The organism is Methylobacterium oryzihabitans (assembly GCF_004004555.2).
GTDB classification, from domain to species: Bacteria; Pseudomonadota; Alphaproteobacteria; order Rhizobiales; family Beijerinckiaceae; genus Methylobacterium; species Methylobacterium oryzihabitans.
In genome coordinates this window covers 257,949-277,324 of sequence record NZ_SACP01000001.1, presented here as the reverse complement: position 1 = coordinate 277,324, position 19,376 = coordinate 257,949, and the positions used below count along the sequence as shown (strand labels likewise).

The 19,376-nt window shown below is 73.3% G+C and carries 18 protein-coding genes; 8 read left to right on the top strand and 10 right to left on the bottom strand.

Annotation, left to right across the window (positions count from 1 at the left end; genetic code table 11):
• The first annotated feature begins 57 nt into the window (after positions 1-57).
• From EOE48_RS01275 to EOE48_RS01265, 3 genes are all read left to right on the top strand, one after another.
• Positions 58-954, top strand: coding sequence for a histone deacetylase family protein (locus tag EOE48_RS01275; RefSeq protein WP_127726951.1), 897 nt, complete (start codon positions 58-60; stop codon positions 952-954).
• A gap of 83 nt (positions 955-1,037) precedes the next feature.
• Positions 1,038-1,172, top strand: a complete 135-nt coding sequence (locus tag EOE48_RS01270; RefSeq protein ID WP_127726950.1) for a TFIIS helical bundle-like domain containing protein — start codon at positions 1,038-1,040, stop codon at positions 1,170-1,172.
• 372 nt (positions 1,173-1,544) lie between these two features.
• On the top strand, positions 1,545-1,727 hold the full coding sequence (locus tag EOE48_RS01265; protein ID WP_127726949.1) for a hypothetical protein: 183 nt from the start codon (positions 1,545-1,547) through the stop codon (positions 1,725-1,727).
• Between the two features lie 7 nt (positions 1,728-1,734).
• Here the strand turns inward: EOE48_RS01265 and EOE48_RS01260 are convergent, their stop codons facing one another.
• The gene (locus EOE48_RS01260; RefSeq protein WP_127726948.1) at positions 1,735-2,814 is read right to left on the bottom strand and encodes a TRAP transporter substrate-binding protein; all 1,080 of its coding nucleotides are present in this window, start codon (positions 2,812-2,814) and stop codon (positions 1,735-1,737) included.
• 138 nt (positions 2,815-2,952) lie between these two features.
• Between EOE48_RS01260 and EOE48_RS01255 the strand changes: the two genes are divergently transcribed.
• The gene (locus tag EOE48_RS01255) at positions 2,953-3,534 is read left to right on the top strand and encodes a tyrosine phosphatase family protein (protein WP_127726947.1); all 582 of its coding nucleotides are present in this window, start codon (positions 2,953-2,955) and stop codon (positions 3,532-3,534) included.
• 9 nt (positions 3,535-3,543) lie between these two features.
• Here EOE48_RS01255 and EOE48_RS01250 read toward each other — a convergent pair whose 3' ends face one another.
• The 3 genes from EOE48_RS01250 to EOE48_RS01240 form a co-directional block, all read right to left on the bottom strand.
• On the bottom strand, positions 3,544-4,350 hold the full coding sequence (locus EOE48_RS01250; RefSeq protein ID WP_127726946.1) for a Cof-type HAD-IIB family hydrolase: 807 nt from the start codon (positions 4,348-4,350) through the stop codon (positions 3,544-3,546).
• A gap of 208 nt (positions 4,351-4,558) precedes the next feature.
• On the bottom strand, positions 4,559-5,815 hold the full coding sequence (locus EOE48_RS01245; RefSeq protein WP_127726945.1) for a glycoside hydrolase family 5 protein: 1,257 nt from the start codon (positions 5,813-5,815) through the stop codon (positions 4,559-4,561).
• The gene (locus EOE48_RS01240) at positions 5,812-6,975 is read right to left on the bottom strand and encodes an acyltransferase family protein (protein ID WP_127726944.1); all 1,164 of its coding nucleotides are present in this window, start codon (positions 6,973-6,975) and stop codon (positions 5,812-5,814) included. Before EOE48_RS01240 ends, EOE48_RS01245 begins: the two co-directional genes overlap by 4 nt.
• 251 nt (positions 6,976-7,226) lie before the next feature.
• Between EOE48_RS01240 and EOE48_RS01235 the strand changes: the two genes are divergently transcribed.
• Complete coding sequence (locus EOE48_RS01235) at positions 7,227-8,396, top strand: polysaccharide biosynthesis/export family protein (protein WP_127726943.1); 1,170 nt, start codon at positions 7,227-7,229, stop codon at positions 8,394-8,396.
• Between the two features lie 13 nt (positions 8,397-8,409).
• Here the strand turns inward: EOE48_RS01235 and EOE48_RS01230 are convergent, their stop codons facing one another.
• Positions 8,410-9,384 (bottom strand): D-2-hydroxyacid dehydrogenase family protein, encoded by a 975-nt coding sequence (locus tag EOE48_RS01230; protein WP_127726942.1) that lies wholly within the window; start codon positions 9,382-9,384, stop codon positions 8,410-8,412.
• 299 nt (positions 9,385-9,683) lie between these two features.
• Between EOE48_RS01230 and EOE48_RS01225 the strand changes: the two genes are divergently transcribed.
• On the top strand, positions 9,684-10,844 hold the full coding sequence (locus EOE48_RS01225) for a branched-chain amino acid ABC transporter substrate-binding protein (RefSeq protein WP_127726941.1): 1,161 nt from the start codon (positions 9,684-9,686) through the stop codon (positions 10,842-10,844).
• A 16-nt stretch (positions 10,845-10,860) separates the two neighbouring features.
• Here EOE48_RS01225 and EOE48_RS01220 read toward each other — a convergent pair whose 3' ends face one another.
• The 4 genes from EOE48_RS01220 to EOE48_RS01205 all read right to left on the bottom strand — a co-directional run bounded on the left by EOE48_RS01220 (position 10,861) and on the right by EOE48_RS01205 (position 15,210).
• Positions 10,861-11,187: a hypothetical protein gene (locus tag EOE48_RS01220; RefSeq protein ID WP_127726940.1), complete on the bottom strand. Its 327-nt coding sequence runs from the start codon at positions 11,185-11,187 to the stop codon at positions 10,861-10,863.
• 189 nt (positions 11,188-11,376) lie between these two features.
• On the bottom strand, positions 11,377-12,915 hold the full coding sequence (locus EOE48_RS01215; RefSeq protein ID WP_127726939.1) for an undecaprenyl-phosphate glucose phosphotransferase: 1,539 nt from the start codon (positions 12,913-12,915) through the stop codon (positions 11,377-11,379).
• Positions 12,916-12,993: 78 nt separating this feature from the next.
• Positions 12,994-14,229 (bottom strand): glycosyltransferase, encoded by a 1,236-nt coding sequence (locus tag EOE48_RS01210; RefSeq protein ID WP_425463608.1) that lies wholly within the window; start codon positions 14,227-14,229, stop codon positions 12,994-12,996.
• A gap of 408 nt (positions 14,230-14,637) precedes the next feature.
• The gene (locus EOE48_RS01205; RefSeq protein ID WP_127726938.1) at positions 14,638-15,210 is read right to left on the bottom strand and encodes a polysaccharide biosynthesis/export family protein; all 573 of its coding nucleotides are present in this window, start codon (positions 15,208-15,210) and stop codon (positions 14,638-14,640) included.
• A gap of 201 nt (positions 15,211-15,411) precedes the next feature.
• Between EOE48_RS01205 and EOE48_RS01200 the strand changes: the two genes are divergently transcribed.
• The gene (locus EOE48_RS01200; protein WP_127727197.1) at positions 15,412-17,649 is read left to right on the top strand and encodes a GumC family protein; all 2,238 of its coding nucleotides are present in this window, start codon (positions 15,412-15,414) and stop codon (positions 17,647-17,649) included.
• A gap of 24 nt (positions 17,650-17,673) precedes the next feature.
• On the opposite strand, the gene ftrA is transcribed toward EOE48_RS01200, so the two are convergent.
• Positions 17,674-18,639: a transcriptional regulator FtrA gene (ftrA, locus tag EOE48_RS01195; RefSeq protein WP_127726937.1), complete on the bottom strand. Its 966-nt coding sequence runs from the start codon at positions 18,637-18,639 to the stop codon at positions 17,674-17,676.
• Between the two features lie 54 nt (positions 18,640-18,693).
• On the opposite strand from ftrA, the gene EOE48_RS01190 reads away from it, so the two are divergent.
• Positions 18,694-19,365, top strand: coding sequence for a glutathione S-transferase (locus EOE48_RS01190; protein WP_342791803.1), 672 nt, complete (start codon positions 18,694-18,696; stop codon positions 19,363-19,365).
• Positions 19,366-19,376 lie beyond the last annotated feature (11 nt).

Genomic DNA, 19,376 nt, shown 5'->3' with positions numbered 1-19,376 from the left:
GGTCGCGCCGGATATTTCCGGTGCTCGCGCGTTGGCGCCCGCGAGGAGACGCACAGCATGGTCCCGGTCGTGTTCCACCCCGCCTACGAGGCGGAACTGCCGGACGGCCACCGCTTCCCGATGCGCAAGTACGGGCGCCTCGCCGCGATCGTCGCCGAACGCGGCCTCGTGCCGGACGGGTTCGTGACGCCCGAGCCCGCCTCGCCCGACCTCGTGGCGCTCGCCCACGACCGGACCTACGTCGAGCAGGTCGCGACCCAGACCGTGCCGCGGGCGGTCGAGAAGGCGATCGGCCTTCCGGTCGACGCCTCGGTCGCCCGGCGCTCCTTCGCGTCGGCGGGAGGCACGTTGCGCGCCGCCCGGCTCGCCCTGGCGCACGGGCTCGCCGGCAGCACCGCCGGCGGCAGCCACCACGGGCGCCGGGCCGGGGGCGGCGGCTTCTGCGTGTTCAACGACGTCGCGGTGGCGGCGCTCGCCCTCTACCAGGAGGGCACGATCCGGCGGGCTCTGATCGTCGACCTCGACGTGCATCAGGGCGACGGCACCGCCGACTGCCTCGCCCACGAGCCCGACCTGTTCACCTTCTCGATGCACGCCGAGAAGAACTACCCCGCCGACAAGGTGCCGGGCGATCTCGACGTCGGGCTGCCGGACGGGCTCGGCGACGACGACTACCTCGCGGCCCTGGACCGCCACCTGCCCCGCCTGCTCGACGGCCTGCGCCCCGACCTCGTGTTCTACAATGCCGGCGTCGATCCCCATCGCGACGACCGCCTCGGACGCCTCGCCCTCAGCGACGACGGCCTGCGCCGGCGCGAGGCCACGGTGGTCGGCGAGGCGCACCGGCGCGGCATCCCGCTGGTCGCGGTGGTCGGCGGCGGCTACGCCACCGACGTGGAGGCGCTCGCAGTTCGCCACGCCCTGGTGTTCGAGGCGATGGCCGAGCGCGGCTGAGCCGGCGGAACGGCGAAGCCTGTCCGGCCGTTGTCCCGGCGATACGCGGCGTGCCGCCCCTCGCGAGACCCAAGGAGACCGCCATGAGCCTCATCGGCCGGATCGTCACCAAGATCCTCAACAACGACGACCCCGCGTCGCGCCGCGACGACCGCTACTCCCAGCCGCAATCGGGCAACCTCATCGGCCGGATCGTCACCAAGATCCTCGGCCGCTGACCGTCGGCGCTGCACCGCACCACGCGAGGACCCGCCCGGCATCGCAACGAAACCGGGATCGGGTCCTCGCACGCGTTCGCCTTTCGCCCGCGAACCCCGACCGAAGCGAAAGCGAAGAATTCCGGTCCGATGTGCGTTTTCGCACTTGCGAAATGATCCGGATCCGCTATCTCTGATCGTGCAGGGCGGCGATGGCGTCGCGGTCCTGCTGCCCTCCTTGGGCGTTTCCTCCCTAGACTTCGGGCCGCTCGCAAGAGCGGCCTTTTTTCTTGGCGCCGCCTGCATCCTCCCCTCGAGTCAAGCGTTGCCGTTGGGCCATGGCCCGAAGCGTGCATTGCGGTGCGGGATGCGGCTGCGGACGGGGGAGAACAGATGCGGCAATTCACCCTGCGGATCGAGGAGACGGGCAACGGCCTCGTCTGCATCACGAGCCCGGAGATCAAGAGCCTGTTCGTCGCCGACGAGACCCTCGACGGCGCGCTCGAAGCGGTGCCGAGCCTCGTCAAGGCGCTGACCGGCGACGAGGGCCGCGGGACCGAGGACGCGGCCGAGTAGAACCGGCTCAGCCGCGGGCGCGGGCCCGGATCATGAAGTTGTCGTAGGTGTATTCCGCCACCTGGAACCAGAGATATTCCTCGTTGCGGAACGCCTTGAGCGAGTCGTAGACCCGCTTGAAGTCGGGATTCTTGGCCGACAGCTCGGCATAGATCTCGTTGGCGGCCTTCAGCGCCGCTTCCATCACTTCCTGCGGGAACGGCTTGAGCTGGGCGCCGCCGCCGACGAGGCGCCGCAGGGCGCCGGGATTGCGGGCATCGTACTTGGCCTGGAGGTCGACATTGACCTGAGCGGCTGCCGATTGGGCAATCGCCTTGTAATTCTTGGACAGTTCGCCCCATTTCTGGGCATTGAACCAGAAGTGCAGCATCGCGCCGCCCTCCCAGAAGCCCGGATAATAGTAGAACGGAGCCACCTTGTTGAGGCCGAGCTTCTCGTCGTCGTAGGGACCGATCCACTCGGCGGCGTCGAGGGTCTTGGCTTCCAGGGCGGCGTAGAGGTCGGGGCCGGGGGTCGATTGCGGCGCCACCCCGAGCTTGGCCAGCACCTGCGCGCCGAGACCGGCGATGCGGAAGCGCAGGCCCTGGAGGTCGGCGACGCCCTTGATCTCGCGGCGGAACCAGCCGCCCATCTGGGTGCCGGTGTTGCCGCCGGGCAGGACGTAGAGCTGCTGGCGGGCGAAGATCTCGTTGAACAGGTCGAGGGCGCCGCCCTGCAGCATCCAGGCGTTCTGCTGGCGCGCGTTGAGGCCGAAGGGCGCCGCGGTCGCCAGTCCGTAGACCGGGTCGCGGCCGGCCTCGTAATAGGCCGGCGCGTAGGCCATCTCGACGCCGCCGGCCCCGACCGCGTCGAGGAGCGCGGGGGCCTGGCTGCCTGGCGCCGAGGTCTCGATCTGGAACCGGCCGTCGCTCGCCTCGCCGACGAGGCGGGCGAACATCTCGGCGGCGCCGTAGAGTGCGTCGAGGTTGCGCGGAAAGGCCGAGTGCAGCCGCCAGCGCAGTTCCGGCGCCGTCTGCGCCAGGGCCGGCGCGGCGAGCGGCAGGGCGGCGCCCACGAGGCCGGCGGTCAGAACGTCGCGACGCTTCATGCTCTCTCCCACGCCGGCATCCGGCACGCCGGCGGCCGGGGTGATCTAGCGCAGGGATCCCGCCAGGGTAAGCCGCCGGGGGGAATCCCAGCCTTCCGCCACCTCGAAACCCCGCCCGTCCCGTGCTACGACCGGCCGGTGAAGCCCGAACCGATCTCCCTCCACACCGTCTGCGGCCTCGAGGAGCTGGGTCACCACTCCGCGCGCGGCATCACCCACGTCCTGTCGATCCTCGATCCCGGCTGGCCGGAGCCCGAGGCGTTCGGCGGCTACGACGCCCATCACCGCACCACCCTGCGGTTCCACGACGTCACCGAGCCGGGGCCGAACCTCGTCCTGCCCCAGGCGACCCACGTCGAGGAGATCCTTGCCTTCGGGCGCGACCTCACGGCCGAGCGGGGCCGCGAGCGGACCCATCTGCTGATCCACTGCCACGCCGGCATCTCGCGCTCCACCGCCGCGATGACGATGCTGCTCGCCCAGGCCCGTCCCGACCTCGACGAGGCGGCGATCGTCGCGCGGGTCCATGAATTGCGCGAGAAGGCGTGGCCCAATGCCCGCATGATCGGCTTCGCCGACGCGGCGCTCGGGCGCGACGGCCGGCTGTCGGAGGCGGTGCGGCGGCTGCACGCGCTCCAGCTCAAGGTCCGGCCGCATCTCGATCAGCTCATGCGCGACCTCGGCCGGAGCGCCGAGGTCGAGGCCGCCCTGCGGCCCTGAGGGGTTTCGCTAACCGGCCTCGCCGAGGACGTGGCGGGCGATCGCCCGGGCGAAGCCGTCCTCGGCGTTGGAGGCCGTGACGGCGCCGGCCCGGCGTTTCACCGCCTCGTCGGCGTTGCCCATCGCGATGCCGAGGCCGCTGCGGGCGAACATCGCCACGTCGTTGGCCATGTCGCCGAGGGTCACGACCTCGTCGGTGGCGAGGCCGAGCTCGGCGGCGAGCCGCGCCACGAAGCGGCCCTTGTCCTCGCCCGGCGGCGTCACGTCGAGGTAGTAGGCCTGCGAGCGGTGCACCGCCGCCCCGTCGCCGATCTCGGCCGCGAGGGCCGTCTCGCAGGCGGCGAGCCCGGCATGGTCGCGGCTGACCCCGACGAGCTTGGCGGCCCGGCCGAGGAACGGCGCGAGGTCGGCGACCACCCGCGGCCCGGCGCCGATCGTGCGGCGCTCCAGGTCGGTATAGGGACCGTCGGGGTCGCGCAGGATCCAGTCCCCCTCGGCGAACACCCACAGGTCGATGCCCGCCGCCGCGAACCGCTCGGCGGCGGTCCGGGCGGCGGCTTCGGGAATGAAGCTCTCGCGCACCGGGGTCAGGTCCGGCCGCACCACGGTCGAGCCGTTGAAGGCTCCCATCGGCAGGGTGAGGCCGAGGGGCTCGACGAGTCCGCGCAGGCCCACCGGCGGCCGGCTCGACGCGACCGTGAAGGCGATGCCGCGCTCGCGCAGCCGCGCCACCGCGGCGATCGCCGCCGGCGTCAGCGCCTTGTCGGGCGTGACCAGGGTTCCGTCGACGTCGGTGACCACGAGACCGATCGACAAGGGCGCCTCCTTCGCGTCGCCCGCGCCGCGGATGCGGCGGGGCAGGGGCCGGGCGCGCGGGGCGGGCCGGCCGGGGATCCAGCGGTCTTGCCCGATTTCCGCCGCCGGCGCGACCGGGGCCGGCTCGCAACGGTCATGCGGCCTTCGATCGATCCGTCGGGGCTTCCTGCGGGATCGCTTCGCGATGCGAAAGCCGACGCGGCGGCGATCAGGGCGTCTCGGTCCTCAACCCGAGGGCGCGCACCGTGCCGCGGTCGAGGCTCGTCGCGCCGTCCTCGCTCACCAGCGCCATGCCGCCGGTGCCGCCGAGCGCCCAGAACGCCCACGCGAAGCCGCGCCGTTCCGCGGCCTCGCGGGTGTCGGAGAGCCACGCCTCGTAGGAGACCGGATCGGAGGCGCGGTAGCGGCCGTAGGTCCGGGTGGCGCCGAACTCGCCGAGAAGAACCCGCTCGGGCCCGATCCCGTGGCGGACGGCCCAGTCGCGGATCTCGTCGAAGGCCCGGGCGATGTCGGCGGGGCCGAATCGCGTCGCGAGGTAGGCCGAGGCCCGCTCGCGCGCCTGCGACAGGGCGCGCCGGCGCGCGAGCGGGTCGAGGCCGGGCGCGGCGGCGACGGCGGCCGCCACCCCGTCGAGGACGAGGGCGGCCGGAACGCTGCCGGCCGGGTAGGGCATCCCCGAGAAGTAGCGCCAGGAGGCGGCGTCGCCGTTCTCCGCGCTCACGCCCTGGTGGGTGAAGGCGTAGGGCTCGTAGTAGTGGAACGAGAACCGGACGCGGCTCGCCCGGAACGGCGCCGGATCGAGGGCGAGCAGCCCCTGCCGGCTGCCGCCGCGGGCGCCGGTGAGGACCAGCAGCATGTCGGGCGCGGCGGCGCGGGCCTCGGCGTGCATCGCCTCGCACATCGCCTGCCAGCGCCGGACGCTGCCCGAGTCGTAGCCGTAGGGCGGCTCGTTCAGGGGCTCGAAGGCGACGGCGGGGCTGCCGATCGCGGCCAGCACCCGGGCGGTGCGGCCGACGAGGGTCAGGAAGGCGCGGTAGGTCGGATCCTCGGTCGAGACCAGCCAGCGCACCGGATCATAGGCGGCGACCTGGCTGTTGGGGTGCAGGTTGACCAGCACCGCCAGCCCGGCGGCGAGGAACCGCCGCACGGTGGCGGCGAGGTGGCGGTCGAGGGCGTCCCGCGCCGCGCCGTCGAGCTGGAGGAACGGGCCGGGATCGACCGTGAGACGCACGAAGTCGAAACCCGCCGCCGCGACGTTGCGGATCGTCGCCTCGGGCAGGTCGTAGGACGGCCCGTCGAACGGCGCCGGCAGGTAGGCGGTGCGCTCCGGGTTGGTCCGGGCCCAGTTCAGCATCGTATGGACGCCGAGGCCGCGGCGGAAGCCGGTGCCGGGCTCGGGCGCTGCCCGGGCCGGCACGCCGAGCGCCAGGACGAGGAGGGCGAGGACGGCGGCGAGGCGGCTCACGCCGGGCGCGTCCCGGCGGCGGGCGACGGCGCCGGCGCCCTGGGCGCCGCGGTCTCCAGCGCGGCGACGTGGGAGCCGAACCGGGTCCGCAGGGCGAAGAACGGCCGCTCGACGACGCGGTAGGACAGGGCCGCGAACAGGAACGCCGCCACCCAGCCGATCAGCATGGCCGCGACGAAACGAAGCCCCGTGCCCGGCACCAGCGCCTCGCCGGCGGCGAAGCCGGCGAAGTGCCAGAGGTACAGGGAGTAGCTGTGCTGCCCGATCCACCGGGCGGCCGGCGCGTCGCACAGCCGCCGTAGCCGTCCCCAGCCCGGCGCGACCGTGGCGGCGAGGACGACGGGCGCGAGGGCGAGGCCCTGGAGCGTGTAGCGCAGGGTGTTGCGGAAGAGGTCGTCGCGCACCGCGAGGCTCGCCAGCAGCACGCCGAGGGCGACCGCGACCACGATGGGCCGCGTCGCCCGGGCGACGAAGGCGGGCCCGGCCGGGGAGCGCCAGACCAGGGCGGTCACCGCGCCGTAGAGAATCGCATCGATCCGGCACTCGGTGGCGATGCCGGTGTAGAGCGTCGCGAAGTCCACCGGCTGCGTCAGGCTCACGCCGATCCGCAGAAGGAGCGAGCCGGCGCAGATCGCGAGCAGGACCGGCACCGCCCATGGCCGCCGCGGCAGCAGCGCGGCGAGGAGGAGCGGATAGATCAGGTAGAAATGCTCCTCCACGGCGAGCGACCAGAGCTGGCCGCCGATCCCCGCCAGCGCCTCGCGGTGGAAGACCGCGAGGTAGTTGGTGAGGTAGGCCAGCGCTCCCAGGACCCCGACCGGGTCGAGGTGGCGCCCCTGGAGCACCCAGACCGCTCCGGTGATCGCGATGAACGCCACCAGCGGCGGGTACAGCCGCAGCAGCCGCCGGGCGTAGAACGCGCCGATCGCGATGCGGCCGCGTCCGGCCTGCTCGTCCACCAGCAGCGCCGTGATGAGGAAGCCGCTGATGAAGAAGAACACCGTGACGCCGAAGACGCCGGGAACGAGGGCGTGCAGGCCCGAATGCGACGCCATGACGACGAGGATGCTGAACGCCCGCAGGCCGTCGAGGCCGGGAATCCGGCCCGCCGGCCCGGTGCCGACGCCGCTCGTCCGGCGGGGCTGAGAGGAGAGCGTCATGGGGCGGCAGGGGTCCGTTCGGTCGGCGGCAACCTCGCGTCCACGACTCCCCGCAGCAATGCGTGAAGACTACGTGAGGATTCCGACGGCCGGTCGTCAGGCCGCGAAACTTGCCTGTGGCTTGCGGGGATGGCGGGGGCATCCGGGCGGTGCGCCGGCTCCCGGCGCGACTGTGACCGCCCGGCCACGGACAGGCCGACCGACACAGGATAGAGGCTCAGGTCAGAGTCCAGGACGAGCCCCCCTTGCGGATGCGCGCATTGCCGATCGCCCTCTGCACCGCCCTGGCGGTGTCGGGCTGTTCCAACTTCCTGCCGAGCGCGGGTCCGACCACCCGCGCCGTCGCCGAAGGCGCCGACATCCAGACCGATCAGGGCCTGCTGGCCCGCTACGAGATCATCGACGTCGATCCCACCGTCGTCGAAGCCCTGCGCGGCCGTCCCCTCGACAGCCTGCTGGCGTCGTTCGGCGACCGCCGTCCCTCGGTCGAGCCGCTGATCGGCATCGGCGACACGGTCTCGGTGACGATCTGGGAGGCGAGCTCCGGCGGCCTGTTCTCCGGCGCGCTGACCACCGACCGGTTCACCGCCGGCTCCAAGCAGGCGCTGATCCCGCCGCAGGTCGTGGCGCGCGACGGCACCATCATGGTGCCGTATGCCGGCCGGGTCCGGGTCGCCGGACGGCGGGCGATCGACGTCCAGACCCAGATCGAGGCGGAACTCGCCGGCAAGGCGATCGAGCCGCAGGTGATCGTCAACGTCGTGCTGCCGACCAGCACCGCCGTGACGGTGACCGGCGAGGTCACGGCGGGCGCCCGCATCCCGCTCTCGACCAAGGGCGACCGCCTCCTCGACGTCATCGCCAGCGCCGGCGGCGTCCGGGCCCCGGTCAGCGAGACCTTCGTGCGCCTGTCGCGCGGTCCGACCACCGCCACCGTGCCGCTCACCGCCGTGGTGTCGAACCCGCGCGAGAACATCTACCTGCGCCCCGGCGACACCCTGACCCTCGTGCGCGACCCGCAGACCTTCATGGCGACGGGCGCGACCGCGGCGAACTACGAGATCCCGTTCACCGGCGAGGGCATCACGCTGGCCCAGGCGATCGCCAAGGCCGGCGGCCTCGCGGACTTCCAGGCCGACCCGGCCGGCGTGTTCCTGTTCCGGTTCGAGCCGTCGTCGCTGGTGCGCCGCCTGCGCCCGGGCAGCCCGCTGCTCGCCGCCCCGCAGGTGCCGGTGGTCTACCGGCTCAACCTGCGCGACCCGAACAGCTTGTTCGTCACCCAAGCGTTCCGGATGCGCAACCGCGACGTGATCTACGTCTCCAACGCGCCGTTCACCGACGTGCAGAAGGTACTCAGCGCGTTCTCGACCGTCACCGGCCCGCTATCGGCCGGCGCCAGCATCTACGGCGCCGTCCGGTAGCCGGCGCGCGCGGTCAGGCAGCGGGCGGCGCCACCACCCGCACCGGCGCCCCCCGCCGCCACGCCGCGATCGCCTCGACGGTGTCGCGGTAGAAGATCCGGTAGGTGTCCTGCGTGACGTAGCCGAGATGCGGCGTCAGCACGGCGTTCGGCAGGCCGCGCAGGGGATGGTCGGCGGGGAGGGGCTCCGCGTCGAAGACGTCGAGCCCGGCGACGAGGCGCCCCTCGCGCAGGGCCGCGACCAGTGCCGCCTCGTCGACCAGCGGGCCGCGGGCGGTGTTCACCAGGATCGCGCCGGGCTTCATCAGGGCGAGTTCCGGCGCGCCGAGGATGCCCCGGGTCGCCGGCGACAGCACCATGTGCAGGGTCAGCACGTCGCTCCTCCGCAGCAGCGTCTCGCGGTCGACGAGGGCGGCGCCGCCGGCCCGTGCCCGCTCCGCGGTCAGGTTCGGGCTCCACGCGACCGGATCCATGCCGAGGGCGCGTCCGATCGCGGCCATGCGGGCGCCGATGCGGCCGAGGCCGAGGATGCCGAGGGTCGACCTGTCGAGCGAGCGGCCGACGCTCTCCTGCCAGCGGCCCTCGCGCATCCCGGCGAATTCCGCCGGCAGGTGGCGGGCGCAGGCGAGGATCAGCGCCGTGGCGAGTTCCGCCGTGGCCGGCCCGCCGCCGCCGCCGGTGTGGCAGACGGTGACGCCGGCGCGCGCGAGCGCGGCGGCGTCGAGCGACGGGTTGCGGGCTCCGGTGAAGACGACGAGCCGCAGGTTCGGCAGACGCGCGATCAGCCCGGCATCGAGGGGCATGCGCTCGCGCATCAGGCACAGCACCGCGTAGGGCGCCAGCCGCGCCGCGGCCTCGGCCGGGGCGACCGGCTCGTGCAGGAAGTCGACCGCGACCCCCGCCCCGAGGCCCGCCCAGTCGGCGAGTCCCTCCGCCGCCCGCTGGTAGTCGTCCAGGACCGCGACCCGGATCGTATCGTCATGCGTCATGCCCTGGCTCCCCGTGGCGCTGCGCCGCGACCGGTCTCGCACGGGCGCATCCCGGCTTCCAGGCGCGGATCGGCGCGGCGGCTGTGAGGAAACCGTGCAGGGGCCCGGGCCCGGCCTTGCGCCGGACGGGCGGCATGGCCAGGATGCGGACCGCCGCGGCCTGCCGTCTCGCTGCTTGATTTCGCCGCATTTCTGAGACGAACCGTTGCCGCCCCGCCGGGACATGCTCTAAGCGCCCGCGGGGGGCCGCGACCCAGAACGACAGGGAGCCGGTGGTGAAGCACGCGGGAAGGCCGAGGATGACGTCGCCGGATGCCGCGGAGTCGCCGACCGTCGCCCGCGCCACGCGGACGCGGCTGGCCGGCCCGGTGATCGGCGCTCTCCTGGCCGCCGCGGCGGCGCTGCTCGCCTCCGGCCCCGCCCGCGCCGACGTCGTGATCGGCGTCGCGGTGCCGCGCAGCGGCGCGGTCGCAGGCATCGGCGAGCAGGTGGTGCAGGGCGTGCAGGCGGCGGCGCGCGACGCCAACGCCCGCGGCGGCCTCGCCGGCGAGCCGATCGTGCTCGACATCCAGGACGACGGCTGCGATCCCGGACGGGCGGTGGAGGTGGCCGAGCGCTTCGTCCGGGCCGGCATCCGCCTCGTCGTCGGCCATGTCTGTTCCAGCGCCTCGCTGGCGGCCTCGGACGTCTACGCGGCGGCCGGCGCGGTGATGATCAGCCCGGCCTCGAACGCCGCCCGCCTCACCGACCGCGGCCTGCCGACGATCTTCCGGGTCTCGGGCCGCGAGGACGACCAGGGCCGCCTCTCGGCGACCGTGCTGGCGGAGCGCTTCCGCGACAAGAGGATCGCGATCCTCTACGACGACACCCCGCTGTCGCGCAGCCTCGCCGACTCGACCAAGGCCAATCTCAACAAGATCGGCCAGAACGAGGCGCTGTTCGCCGCCATCGTGCCGGGCCAGACCGACGACGCCGCGCTCATCAAGCGCCTCCAGGGCGCCGGGATCGAGGTGGTGTATTACGGCGGTCACTACCAGGAGATGGGCCGGCTGGTGCGCAAGGCGGCCGAGCAGGGCTACCGGCCGCAATGGTTCGGCACCTCGGGCATCGCGACCCGCGAGTTCGGCGCCCTGGCCGGCCCGGCGAGCGACGGCGTGCTGATGACCTTCAACCCCGACCTGCGCCGCAAGCCCGAGGCCGCCGCCGCCGTCAAGGCGCTCCAGGCCGACGGCGTCGAGCCGGAGGGCTTCACCCTCTACGGCTACGCCGCGCTCCAGGCCCTGGTGGCGGCGGGCAACTTCGCCAAGTCGACCGACCCGCGGGCGATCGCCGAGGCGCTGCACAGCGAGCGCTTCCCGCTCATCCTGGGCAATGTCGGCTTCGACCAGAAGGGCGACGTCACCGCCCCGGGTTACGTCCTCTACGTGTGGAAGGACGGCGGCTTCACCTACGCCAACTGATTCCGACGCGGGACGGTCAGGCGGTCAGCATCCGGGCGAACCAGGAGCGCGGGGCGACCCGGTCGCGGGTGTCGCGGGGCACCGGCGCGACCGCGCCGACGAGGCGCCCGAGGGCGGCTCGGGCCCGGGCGAGATGGTCGGGCGTCGGCTCGCTCCGGGCCCGCACCAGCGCGGCGGCCGCCTCGTCCCACAGGTGGCGGCAGGGTCCCGAGCGGGCGTCGCCGAGATCGTAGCGGTGGAGGGCGGCGAGCCCCTCGGCGACGGTGCGGATGTCGCGCAGCCCGAATTCCGGGTGCTCGGGATCGAGCCAGACGACCACCGGCTCGCTGAACCGCGTCTCCATCGGGACCTCCGGGCGGTTGCTCAACAGCCTGGAAAACCCGGGTCTTTCCCGAGGGTTGCGCCGTTCGCGGCGCCGGGAGCCGATGCGGTTCACAGGTCGTCAACGACGTTCGCGGCTTTTCTCGGATGGTTGCATTTCAAATGCAAATACAACCATAGGTCATTGTGCGGCGCAGCAAGCGGCGCCCGCTCAATAGGCGTTCTCGGTCTTGAACAGCGCGAACGGCGTCATGGCGAGGATCTGGATGTCGAGGAACACCGACCAGTTCTCGATGTAGTAGAGGTCGTGCTCGACGCGGCGCTGGATCTTCTCGCTGGTGTCGGTCTCGCCGCGCCAGCCGTTGATCTGGGCCCAGCCGGTCACGCCGGGCTTGACCCGGTGGCGGGCGAAGTAGCCGTCGACGACCTGATCGTAGAGGGTGTTGGCCGCCTTGGCCTGGACCGCGTGCGGCCGCGGTCCGACGAGGGAGAGGTCGCCCTTCACCACGTTGAGGAGCTGGGGCAGCTCGTCGAGGGAGGTCTTGCGGATGAAGCGGCCGACCGGGGTCACCCGCGGATCGCCCCGGGTGACCAGCCGCGACGCCGCGGCGTCGCCCTGGTCGGCATACATCGAGCGGAACTTGTAGACCTCGATCAGCTCGTTGTTGAAGCCGTAGCGCTTCTGGCGGAAGAGCACCGGGCCCCGGGACGTCAGCTTCACGGCGAGCGCGACCACGAGCATCACCGGCGCGAACAGCAGCAGGAGCAGGCCCCCGACGACGCGGTCGAACAGGCCCTTCACCACCACGTCCCAGTCGGCGATCGGCTTGTCGAACACGTCGAGCACCGGGACCGAGCCGAGATAGGAATAGCTGCGCGGACGCAGGCGCAGCTTGGTGGCGTGGGCCGAAAGCCGGATGTCGATCGGCAGCACCCACAGCTTGGCGAGCATCTGCAGGATGCGCGCCTCGGCCGAGATCGGCAGGGTGAACACGATGAGGTCGAGGCCGGTGTTGCGGGCGTAGGCGACGAGGTCGCTGACGGTGCCGAGCTTGGGGTAGCCGGCGACCACGCCGGCCGAGCGGGTGTCGCCGCGGTCGTCGAAGATGCCGACGATGCGGATGCCGGAATCGCTCTGGGCCTCCAGCGCCTTGATGAGGGTCTCGGCCGGCGGGCCGCCGCCCACGATGGCGGTGCGCCGGTCGAACCGGCCGCGGCGCATCTGCCCCGAGATGACGAGGGAGAGGATCAGCCGCTCGGCGAGCAGCACGACGAGGCCGGCGAGGTAGTAGCCGGCGAGCCACAGCCGCGAATAGTGGTCGCCGAGCTTGGCGAAGAACAGGATCGTGGCCGAGAGCAGGATCACCAGCGACCAGCCGAGCACGATCCGCAGTCCGACGCTGAAGAACGCCCGGAACGCGCGGATGCCGTAGGTGCCGGTCGCCTGGGCGACCGCGAGGTTGAGCCCGGCGAGAACCAGGATCGCGACGGCGTAGACCGGCTTGAACGGCACGAGGCCGTGCAGGAGCCACAGGTGCATGCCGAATCCGACCGCCGCAACCAGGAACGCCTCGATCAGCCGGACCGAGCCGACGAGCACGACCGGGGACAGCACCGGGCCCCGGCGCGGCGGCACGAGGTTCTCGGCCGGCGGCACGGCCGCGGGCGCAGCCCGGGACGGCTCGGCGGTCGCGGCGTCCGCCTGGGCCGCCGCACTCTTGAGGATGTCGCGAACGTCGAACGCACTCATGGCACGCCTTCTGGCACGCAGTCCCGGTTGGAGGTCGGCCGGCCTTGCGTCGGTGCGCGGGCCGGCGTCACGAACGCTTCACGCCTGCGCCGGCACCGGCGAGGGCGGGCGGGCCGCCGCGTAGCCGGCGAGCCCGTCGTCGGTCATCTGCCGCATCGAGAAGCGGCAGCGCACGAACGCGGACAGAGCCGCCGCCTCGCCGGCGCGGGCCTCCGGCGACTGGTCGAGCTTGCGGGCGAGCGCGCCGGCGAGCGCGATGAAGTCGTTGGGCGGCACCAGGGCGTCGGCGGCCGGGCCGAGGATCTCCGGGATGCCGCCGACGTCGGTCGAGACGAGGGGCTGGGCCGCCGCCACCGCCTCCAGCACGACGTAGGGGAGCGATTCGGCGAGGGACGGCACCACCATCACCGTCCCGCGGCTCAGCGCCTGCCGGATCGGCTGCGGCGGCTCGAACGTCACCGCGCCGTCGAGGCCGAGTTCGGCCACCCGCGCCTTCAGGGTCGCCTCGTCGGGGCCGGAGCCGACGACGAGGAGCGACAGCACGCGGCCGTGGTCGCGCAGGCGGGCGAGGGCGTCGAACAGCACCGGCACGCCCTTCGCCTCGCGCAATTCGCCGATATAGACGAGGTCGTGCCGTTCGGCCGCCGGGGCGATCGGGGCGAACTCGGCGGTATCGAGGCCGTTGTGGACGATCCGCACCAGCCGGTCGGTCGGGCCGACGAAGGCGCGGTGGCGCCCGGCGATGTAGGCGCTCTCGAACAGGAAGACGTCGGTGCGCAGGCTCAGCAGTCCCTCGACCGCCATGTAGAGCCGGTGCAGCGGCGTGCCCGGGTGGTAGTTGAAGCTGCCGCCGTGCGGCGTGTAGGCGCGCACCGGCGCCGCCACCCCGAACGGGCCGGGGACCAGCCTCGCGTAGAGCCCGCCCTTCGAGCCGTGTCCGTGCAGCACCGTCGGGCGGATCCGGCGCACGAGGCCGTGGAGCCGCACGAGCGCGGCGAGGTCGGTGGCGTGGGGGTTGCGCCGCATCGGCACCCGGGTCAGCCCGAGGGCGAGGCGCGGCGCGAGGCCGGCCAGGGCCGCCTCGGCCCGTGCGCCGCCGGTGAGCGAATCGCAGAACAGCCCGACCTCGTGCCCGGCCTCGGCCTGCATCCGGGCGGCATCGACGACGTGGCGGAACAGGCCGCCGACCGGCGCCCGGAAGACGTGGAGGATGCGCTGGCGCAGGACCGGCTCCGCGACCGGAACGGTCTGCGGCCGCGTCTCCGGAGGGGCCTCCGGAAGGGGCTCGGCGACGCGCAGTAGGGACACGGCCACGATGCTCTCCCTCGACCTCTCGGCGGGCGCTCGCCCGCGCCCCGGTCGTGGGATCTGGCCGCAAGAAGATCGCTGCAGGGTTAAGCCGGGCCGCCGCGGCCCGGGCGTCCGGTCGGGGTGGTTAACCTGGGCCGGCCGCGGCCGCTCGATTTGCGCCGATCTCGGCCGGGACGGCGCACCACGATGCCGCTGCGCGCGGGATCGCCGACGGGTCAGAACCAGGGCAATCGGGTGAAACCCGATTGTCGATCCGCCGGGCGCGAAGAGCGCCCCGCGCAGCGGGTCCGGGAGGACGAATGTCCTCTCGGACGCAGAGCGGAGCGAAGCCAAGTGAGCGGATGCGAACGCCGGCGCCTGAGGCCAGGCAAGAAACCCCGGGCAATCGGGTTTCACCCGATTGCCCGGGGCTCAGAACCAGCGTTCCTTGATGACCACGGTGTCGCCGGGCCGGACCGGATAGGTCATCGGCACGATGCCCGAGACGAGGCCGCCCGGCCCCTCGCGGGTCACCACGGCGTAGTCGCGGGCGGCCCGGGGCCCGAAGCCTGCGGCGATCGCCACCGCGGTCTCGACCGTCATGCCGTTGACGTAGGGGTACTGGCCCGAAGTCGTCACCTCGCCGAGGATGAAGAACGGCCGATAGCCGTCGACCTCGACGGTGACGTGCGGCTCGCGCACGAAGCCGTTGCGCAGGCGCGCCTCGACCGCCCGCGCCGCCTGGAGCGTCGTGGTGCCGCCGACCGACACCGCCCCGATCAGCGGCATGATGATCCGCCCGGCGCCGTCGACGGTGTAGATGTTGGACAGGTTGTCCTGGCCGAACACGATCACCCGCAGCCGGTCGCCGGCCGCGAGGGTGTAGGACGCCCCGACCGAGCCGGTTCCGGTCTCGTCGAGCAGGGCGGTGCGGTAGGCCGGACGCAGGCAGCCGCCGAGGGCGAGAGCGGCGGCTGTCGCGGAGAGGAGGGCGCGTCGGTTCATCGCTGCTGCCGGTCGGGTCCGATGACCGGGCAGTAAACAGAGATGGTTAAGGAAGCCTCACCGGTCCCGGCGGGGCACGCCGGGCGGCTTGCGGGCTTTAACCGACCGGCAATCTTAATGAGGTGTGTTCGGGGTCCGGGCCGCCCGCGGCTCCGCCTCCTCGAGACCGACGCCCCCATGTCCCGCGCCTTCTCCTCCGCCATGGACGACGCCGCTCCGGCCGGCCGGAGGGCCGGGCGGCTCCCGACGAGCCGCAGAGCCCCGGACGAGGAGGGCGCGCCCGGCGAGCCCGCACCGGAGGGGCTGGCGCTGGGCGATGTCGGCCGGCTCCTGCGCCGGCACTGGCTCGGCCTCGTGGTCCCGACCCTCGTCGCGGTCGGGCTGGCGGTGGCCTTCGTGCAGCTCGTGCCGCCGCGCTACACCGCCGAGACCAAGCTGCTGCTGGAGAGCCGCGACAGCGCGTTGACCCGGCCGCAGCAGGAGCGCGGCGAGGGCACGACGAACCCGATCGACGAGCAGGCGGTGGCGAGCCAGGTCCAGGTGGTGATGTCGCGCGACATCGCCCGCGAGGCGATCCGCCGGCTTCACCTCGTCGGCAATCCGGAATTCGATCCCCTGGTCGACGGCGTCGGGCCGGTGCAGCGGCTGCTGATGATGCTCGGCCTCGTGCCCAACCCCCTCGACCGCGAGCCCGAGGACCGGGTGCTGGAGCGCTATTTCGACCGGCTGCTGGTCTACGCCGCCGGCAAGTCGCGGGTGCTGACGATCGAGTTCCGTTCGCGCGATCCCGACCTCGCGGCCCGCGCCGCCAACACCATCGCGGACCTCTACATCGCCTCGCTCGCCGCCGCGAAGGTCGACACGGCGCGCTACGCCTCGACCTGGCTCGGCTCGAACATCGAGACCCTGCGCAGCCGCGTCGCCGAGGCCGAGGCCAAGGTCGAGGCGTTCCGCGCCCGCAACGGGCTGATCGGCGCCGGCGGCACGACGAACCAGCCCCTCGGCGCCCAGCAGCTCGCCGAGTTGTCGACCCAGCTCACCCAGGCCCGCGCCGCCCAGGCCGACGCGGCGGCGAAGGCCCAGCTCATCCGCGAGATGCTCAAGGACGGGCGCGCCTTCGAGATCCCGGACGTCGCCAACAACGAGCTGATCCGCCGCCTCGTCGAGCAGCGCATCACCCTGCGGGCGCAGCTCGCGCTGGAATCGCGCACGCTGCTGCCGCAGCACCCGCGGATCAAGGAGCTGAACGCCCAGCTCAACGACCTCGAGGGCCAGATCCGCGGCGCCGCCGACCGCACGGTGCGCACCCTCGAGAACGACGCCCGCATCGCCGGCGCCCGGGTCGACACCCTGCGGGCCGCCGTCGACAGCCAGCGCGAGGTGGTGGCCAAGGGCAACACCAGCGAGGTCGAACTGCGCGCCCTGGAGCGCGAGGCGCGGGCGCAGCGCGAGCAGCTCGAATCCTATCTCGGCCGCTACCGCGAGGCCTCGGCCCGCGATGCCGCGAGCGCGGCGCCGGCCGACGCCCGGATGGTGTCGCAGGCGGTGGTGCCGGAGACGCCCTCCTTCCCCAAGAAGCTGCCGATCGTCGCGCTGGCGGGGGTGCTGACCTTCCTGCTCGCCGCCGGCGTGATCGTCGCCCGCGCGCTGCTGTCGGACGGGCCGCCCCGCCGCGGCCAGCCGAACGGCCGCGAGCCGTCCGGCGGGGCCGACCTCTCCGGCCCGGTGCCCGCGGTCGCGGTCCGCCGGGCGCCCGCCGCCCCCCGGGTGCCCGCGGAGCCGGCCGCGGTGCCGGCCCCGCCCGAGACCGCGGCGGTCCCGGCAGGCCCGGCGGCACCGGCCTACGACCTCTCGGCGCTGACCGGACGGCTGCAGGGGCTGGCGACCGCCGGCGACGGCCGCCGGATCCTCGTGGTCGCCGACGGCGACGGGCTGGCCGACCTGGCCGCGAGCCTCGCCCGGGGGGCGGCGGCCTCCGGCGAGCGCGCGGTGCTGATCCGGCTCGGCCGCGGTCCCGCGGTCGGCGCCCCCGGGCTGACCGACCTCATGGCCGGGACGGCCTCGTTCGACGAGGCGATCCAGCCGGACGGTGCGTCGCGGCTGCACGTGATCGGCCGCGGGCGCGGCGGGACGGCGGCGCTGCTGGCGGAGGGCGACGGGCTCGGCCTGACCCTCGACGCCCTCGGCCAGACCTACGGCTGGGTCGTCTGTGCCCTCGACGGCCGCGATCCGGCCCGGCTGCGGGCGCTGACCACCGCGATCGGAACCTGGATGGACGCGGTCGTGATCGCCTCGAACGCGGCGGCGGACGATCCCGGCCTGCTCGCCCTGTTCGAGGCCGCCGAGGAGGCGGGCGCGCCCGAGGTGGTGGTCGCCCGCGACGGGGAGGCGATGCCCGCCGTGACGATGCCGGCCTATCCCCTGCGGCGCTCGGCCTGATCGCTCCGGAGGGCGGCGCTGCCGTCACCGCGGAGCCGTGGCATCGAACCGGACGCGGTAGGCCCGTGGCGACAGTCCGACGGCGCGCCGGAAATGCTTGCGCAGGTTGACGGCTTCACCGAACCCGGTCGCCCGGGCCACGGCCTCGATCGACAGGGACGTTTCCTCCAAGAGCTCCCGCGCCTGCCGGACGCGTTCGGCGATCAGCCACGCTCCGGGCGACAGCCCGGTGGCCGCCCGCACATGCCGGTGCAGGCCGGTGAGGCTGAGGCCGGCCTCGTCCGCCATGCGTTCGATCGTCCAGGCTTCGGACACCCGCAGTCGGACGCCGTCGAGGAAGGCGCCGAGCCGGGTTCCCGCGCGGACCGGCACCGGCCTGTCGATGAACTGCGCCTGCCCGCCCTCCCGGTGCGCCGACAGGACGAGGCGGCGGGCGACCCGATTGGCTGCCTTGGCGCCGAAATCCTTGCGCACGACGTGAAGGCACAGGTCGAGGCCCGCCGCACTCCCCGCCGAGGTGAGGACCGACCCCTCGTCGACGTAGAGAACGTCCTCCACGAGTTCCGTGTCCGGGCTCGCCGCCGCGAGGCGCCCGATATGGGCCCAGTGCGTGGTGGCGCGCCGGCCCCGCAACAACCCGGCGGCCGCCAGGACGAAGGCGCCGGCGCAAAGGCCGACCAGCCGGACGCCGCGGGCGTGGGCCGCCGCGAGGGCGTGCGCAAGGGCGGCCGGCACCTCGGCCGTCGGGCCGCGCCAACCCGGAACGACGATCGTCGCGGCTTCCGCCAGGAGTTCGAGCCCGCCATCGGCCTCGACCCGGACGCCGCCCAATCCTCGCAGAGCCCCGGCTTCGGCGGCCACCGTCGCGCAGCGGTACCAGTCCCGGCCCATCTCCGGGCGAAACTGACCGAAGACCTCGACGGCGCAACCGAACTCGAAGGTGCAGAGCCCGTCATAGGCCAGGATGGCGACCAGCGGCCGGTTTGGCATGATCGGAACGATAGTGGCCGTTTCTTCCACTGGCAACGCGCCGGGCCGGCCGCGATGCTGAGGCCGCCGCCCGGGCGGGTCCGGGGGCCCTCGATCGAGCCGGAGACCGTCATGCGACTGATCGGAATGCTGGATTCCCCCTACGTCCGCCGGGTGGCGATCTCGATGCGGATGATGGAACTGCCGTTCGCGCACGAGCCGCTGTCGGTGTTCCGCGACTCCGACGCGTTCGCATCCGTCAACCCGGCGGTGAAGGCGCCGACGCTCGTCATGGACGACGGGACGGTCCTGCTGGATTCGACGCTGATCCTCGAGGTCCTCGACCGCGCCGTCGCCCCCGACCGGCGCCTCGCACCGAATGCCACGGCCGACTTCCACCTCTCACAGCGTCTGATCGGCCTCGCCCTGGTCGCTTGCGAGAAGAGCGTCCAGATCGTCTACGAACGCAACCTCCGCCCCGCCGAGAAGCAGCACCAGCCTTGGCTCGACCGCGTCGAGGGCCAGCTGCTCGCGGCCTACGACCTCCTGGAGGCGGAGTTCGCCGGACCGGATGGCTGGCGGTTCGGCGGGCGTCCGATGCAGGCCGACGTCACGGCGGCGGTCGCGTGGCGGTTCACGCAGAGCGTATTGGCCGACCGTGTCCCGCCCGGCCGGCACCCGAATCTGCGCGACCTCTCCGGCCGTGCCGAGGCCCTGCCGGCCTTCGTCGCCTGCCCGATCGCTTGACAGCATCGTCG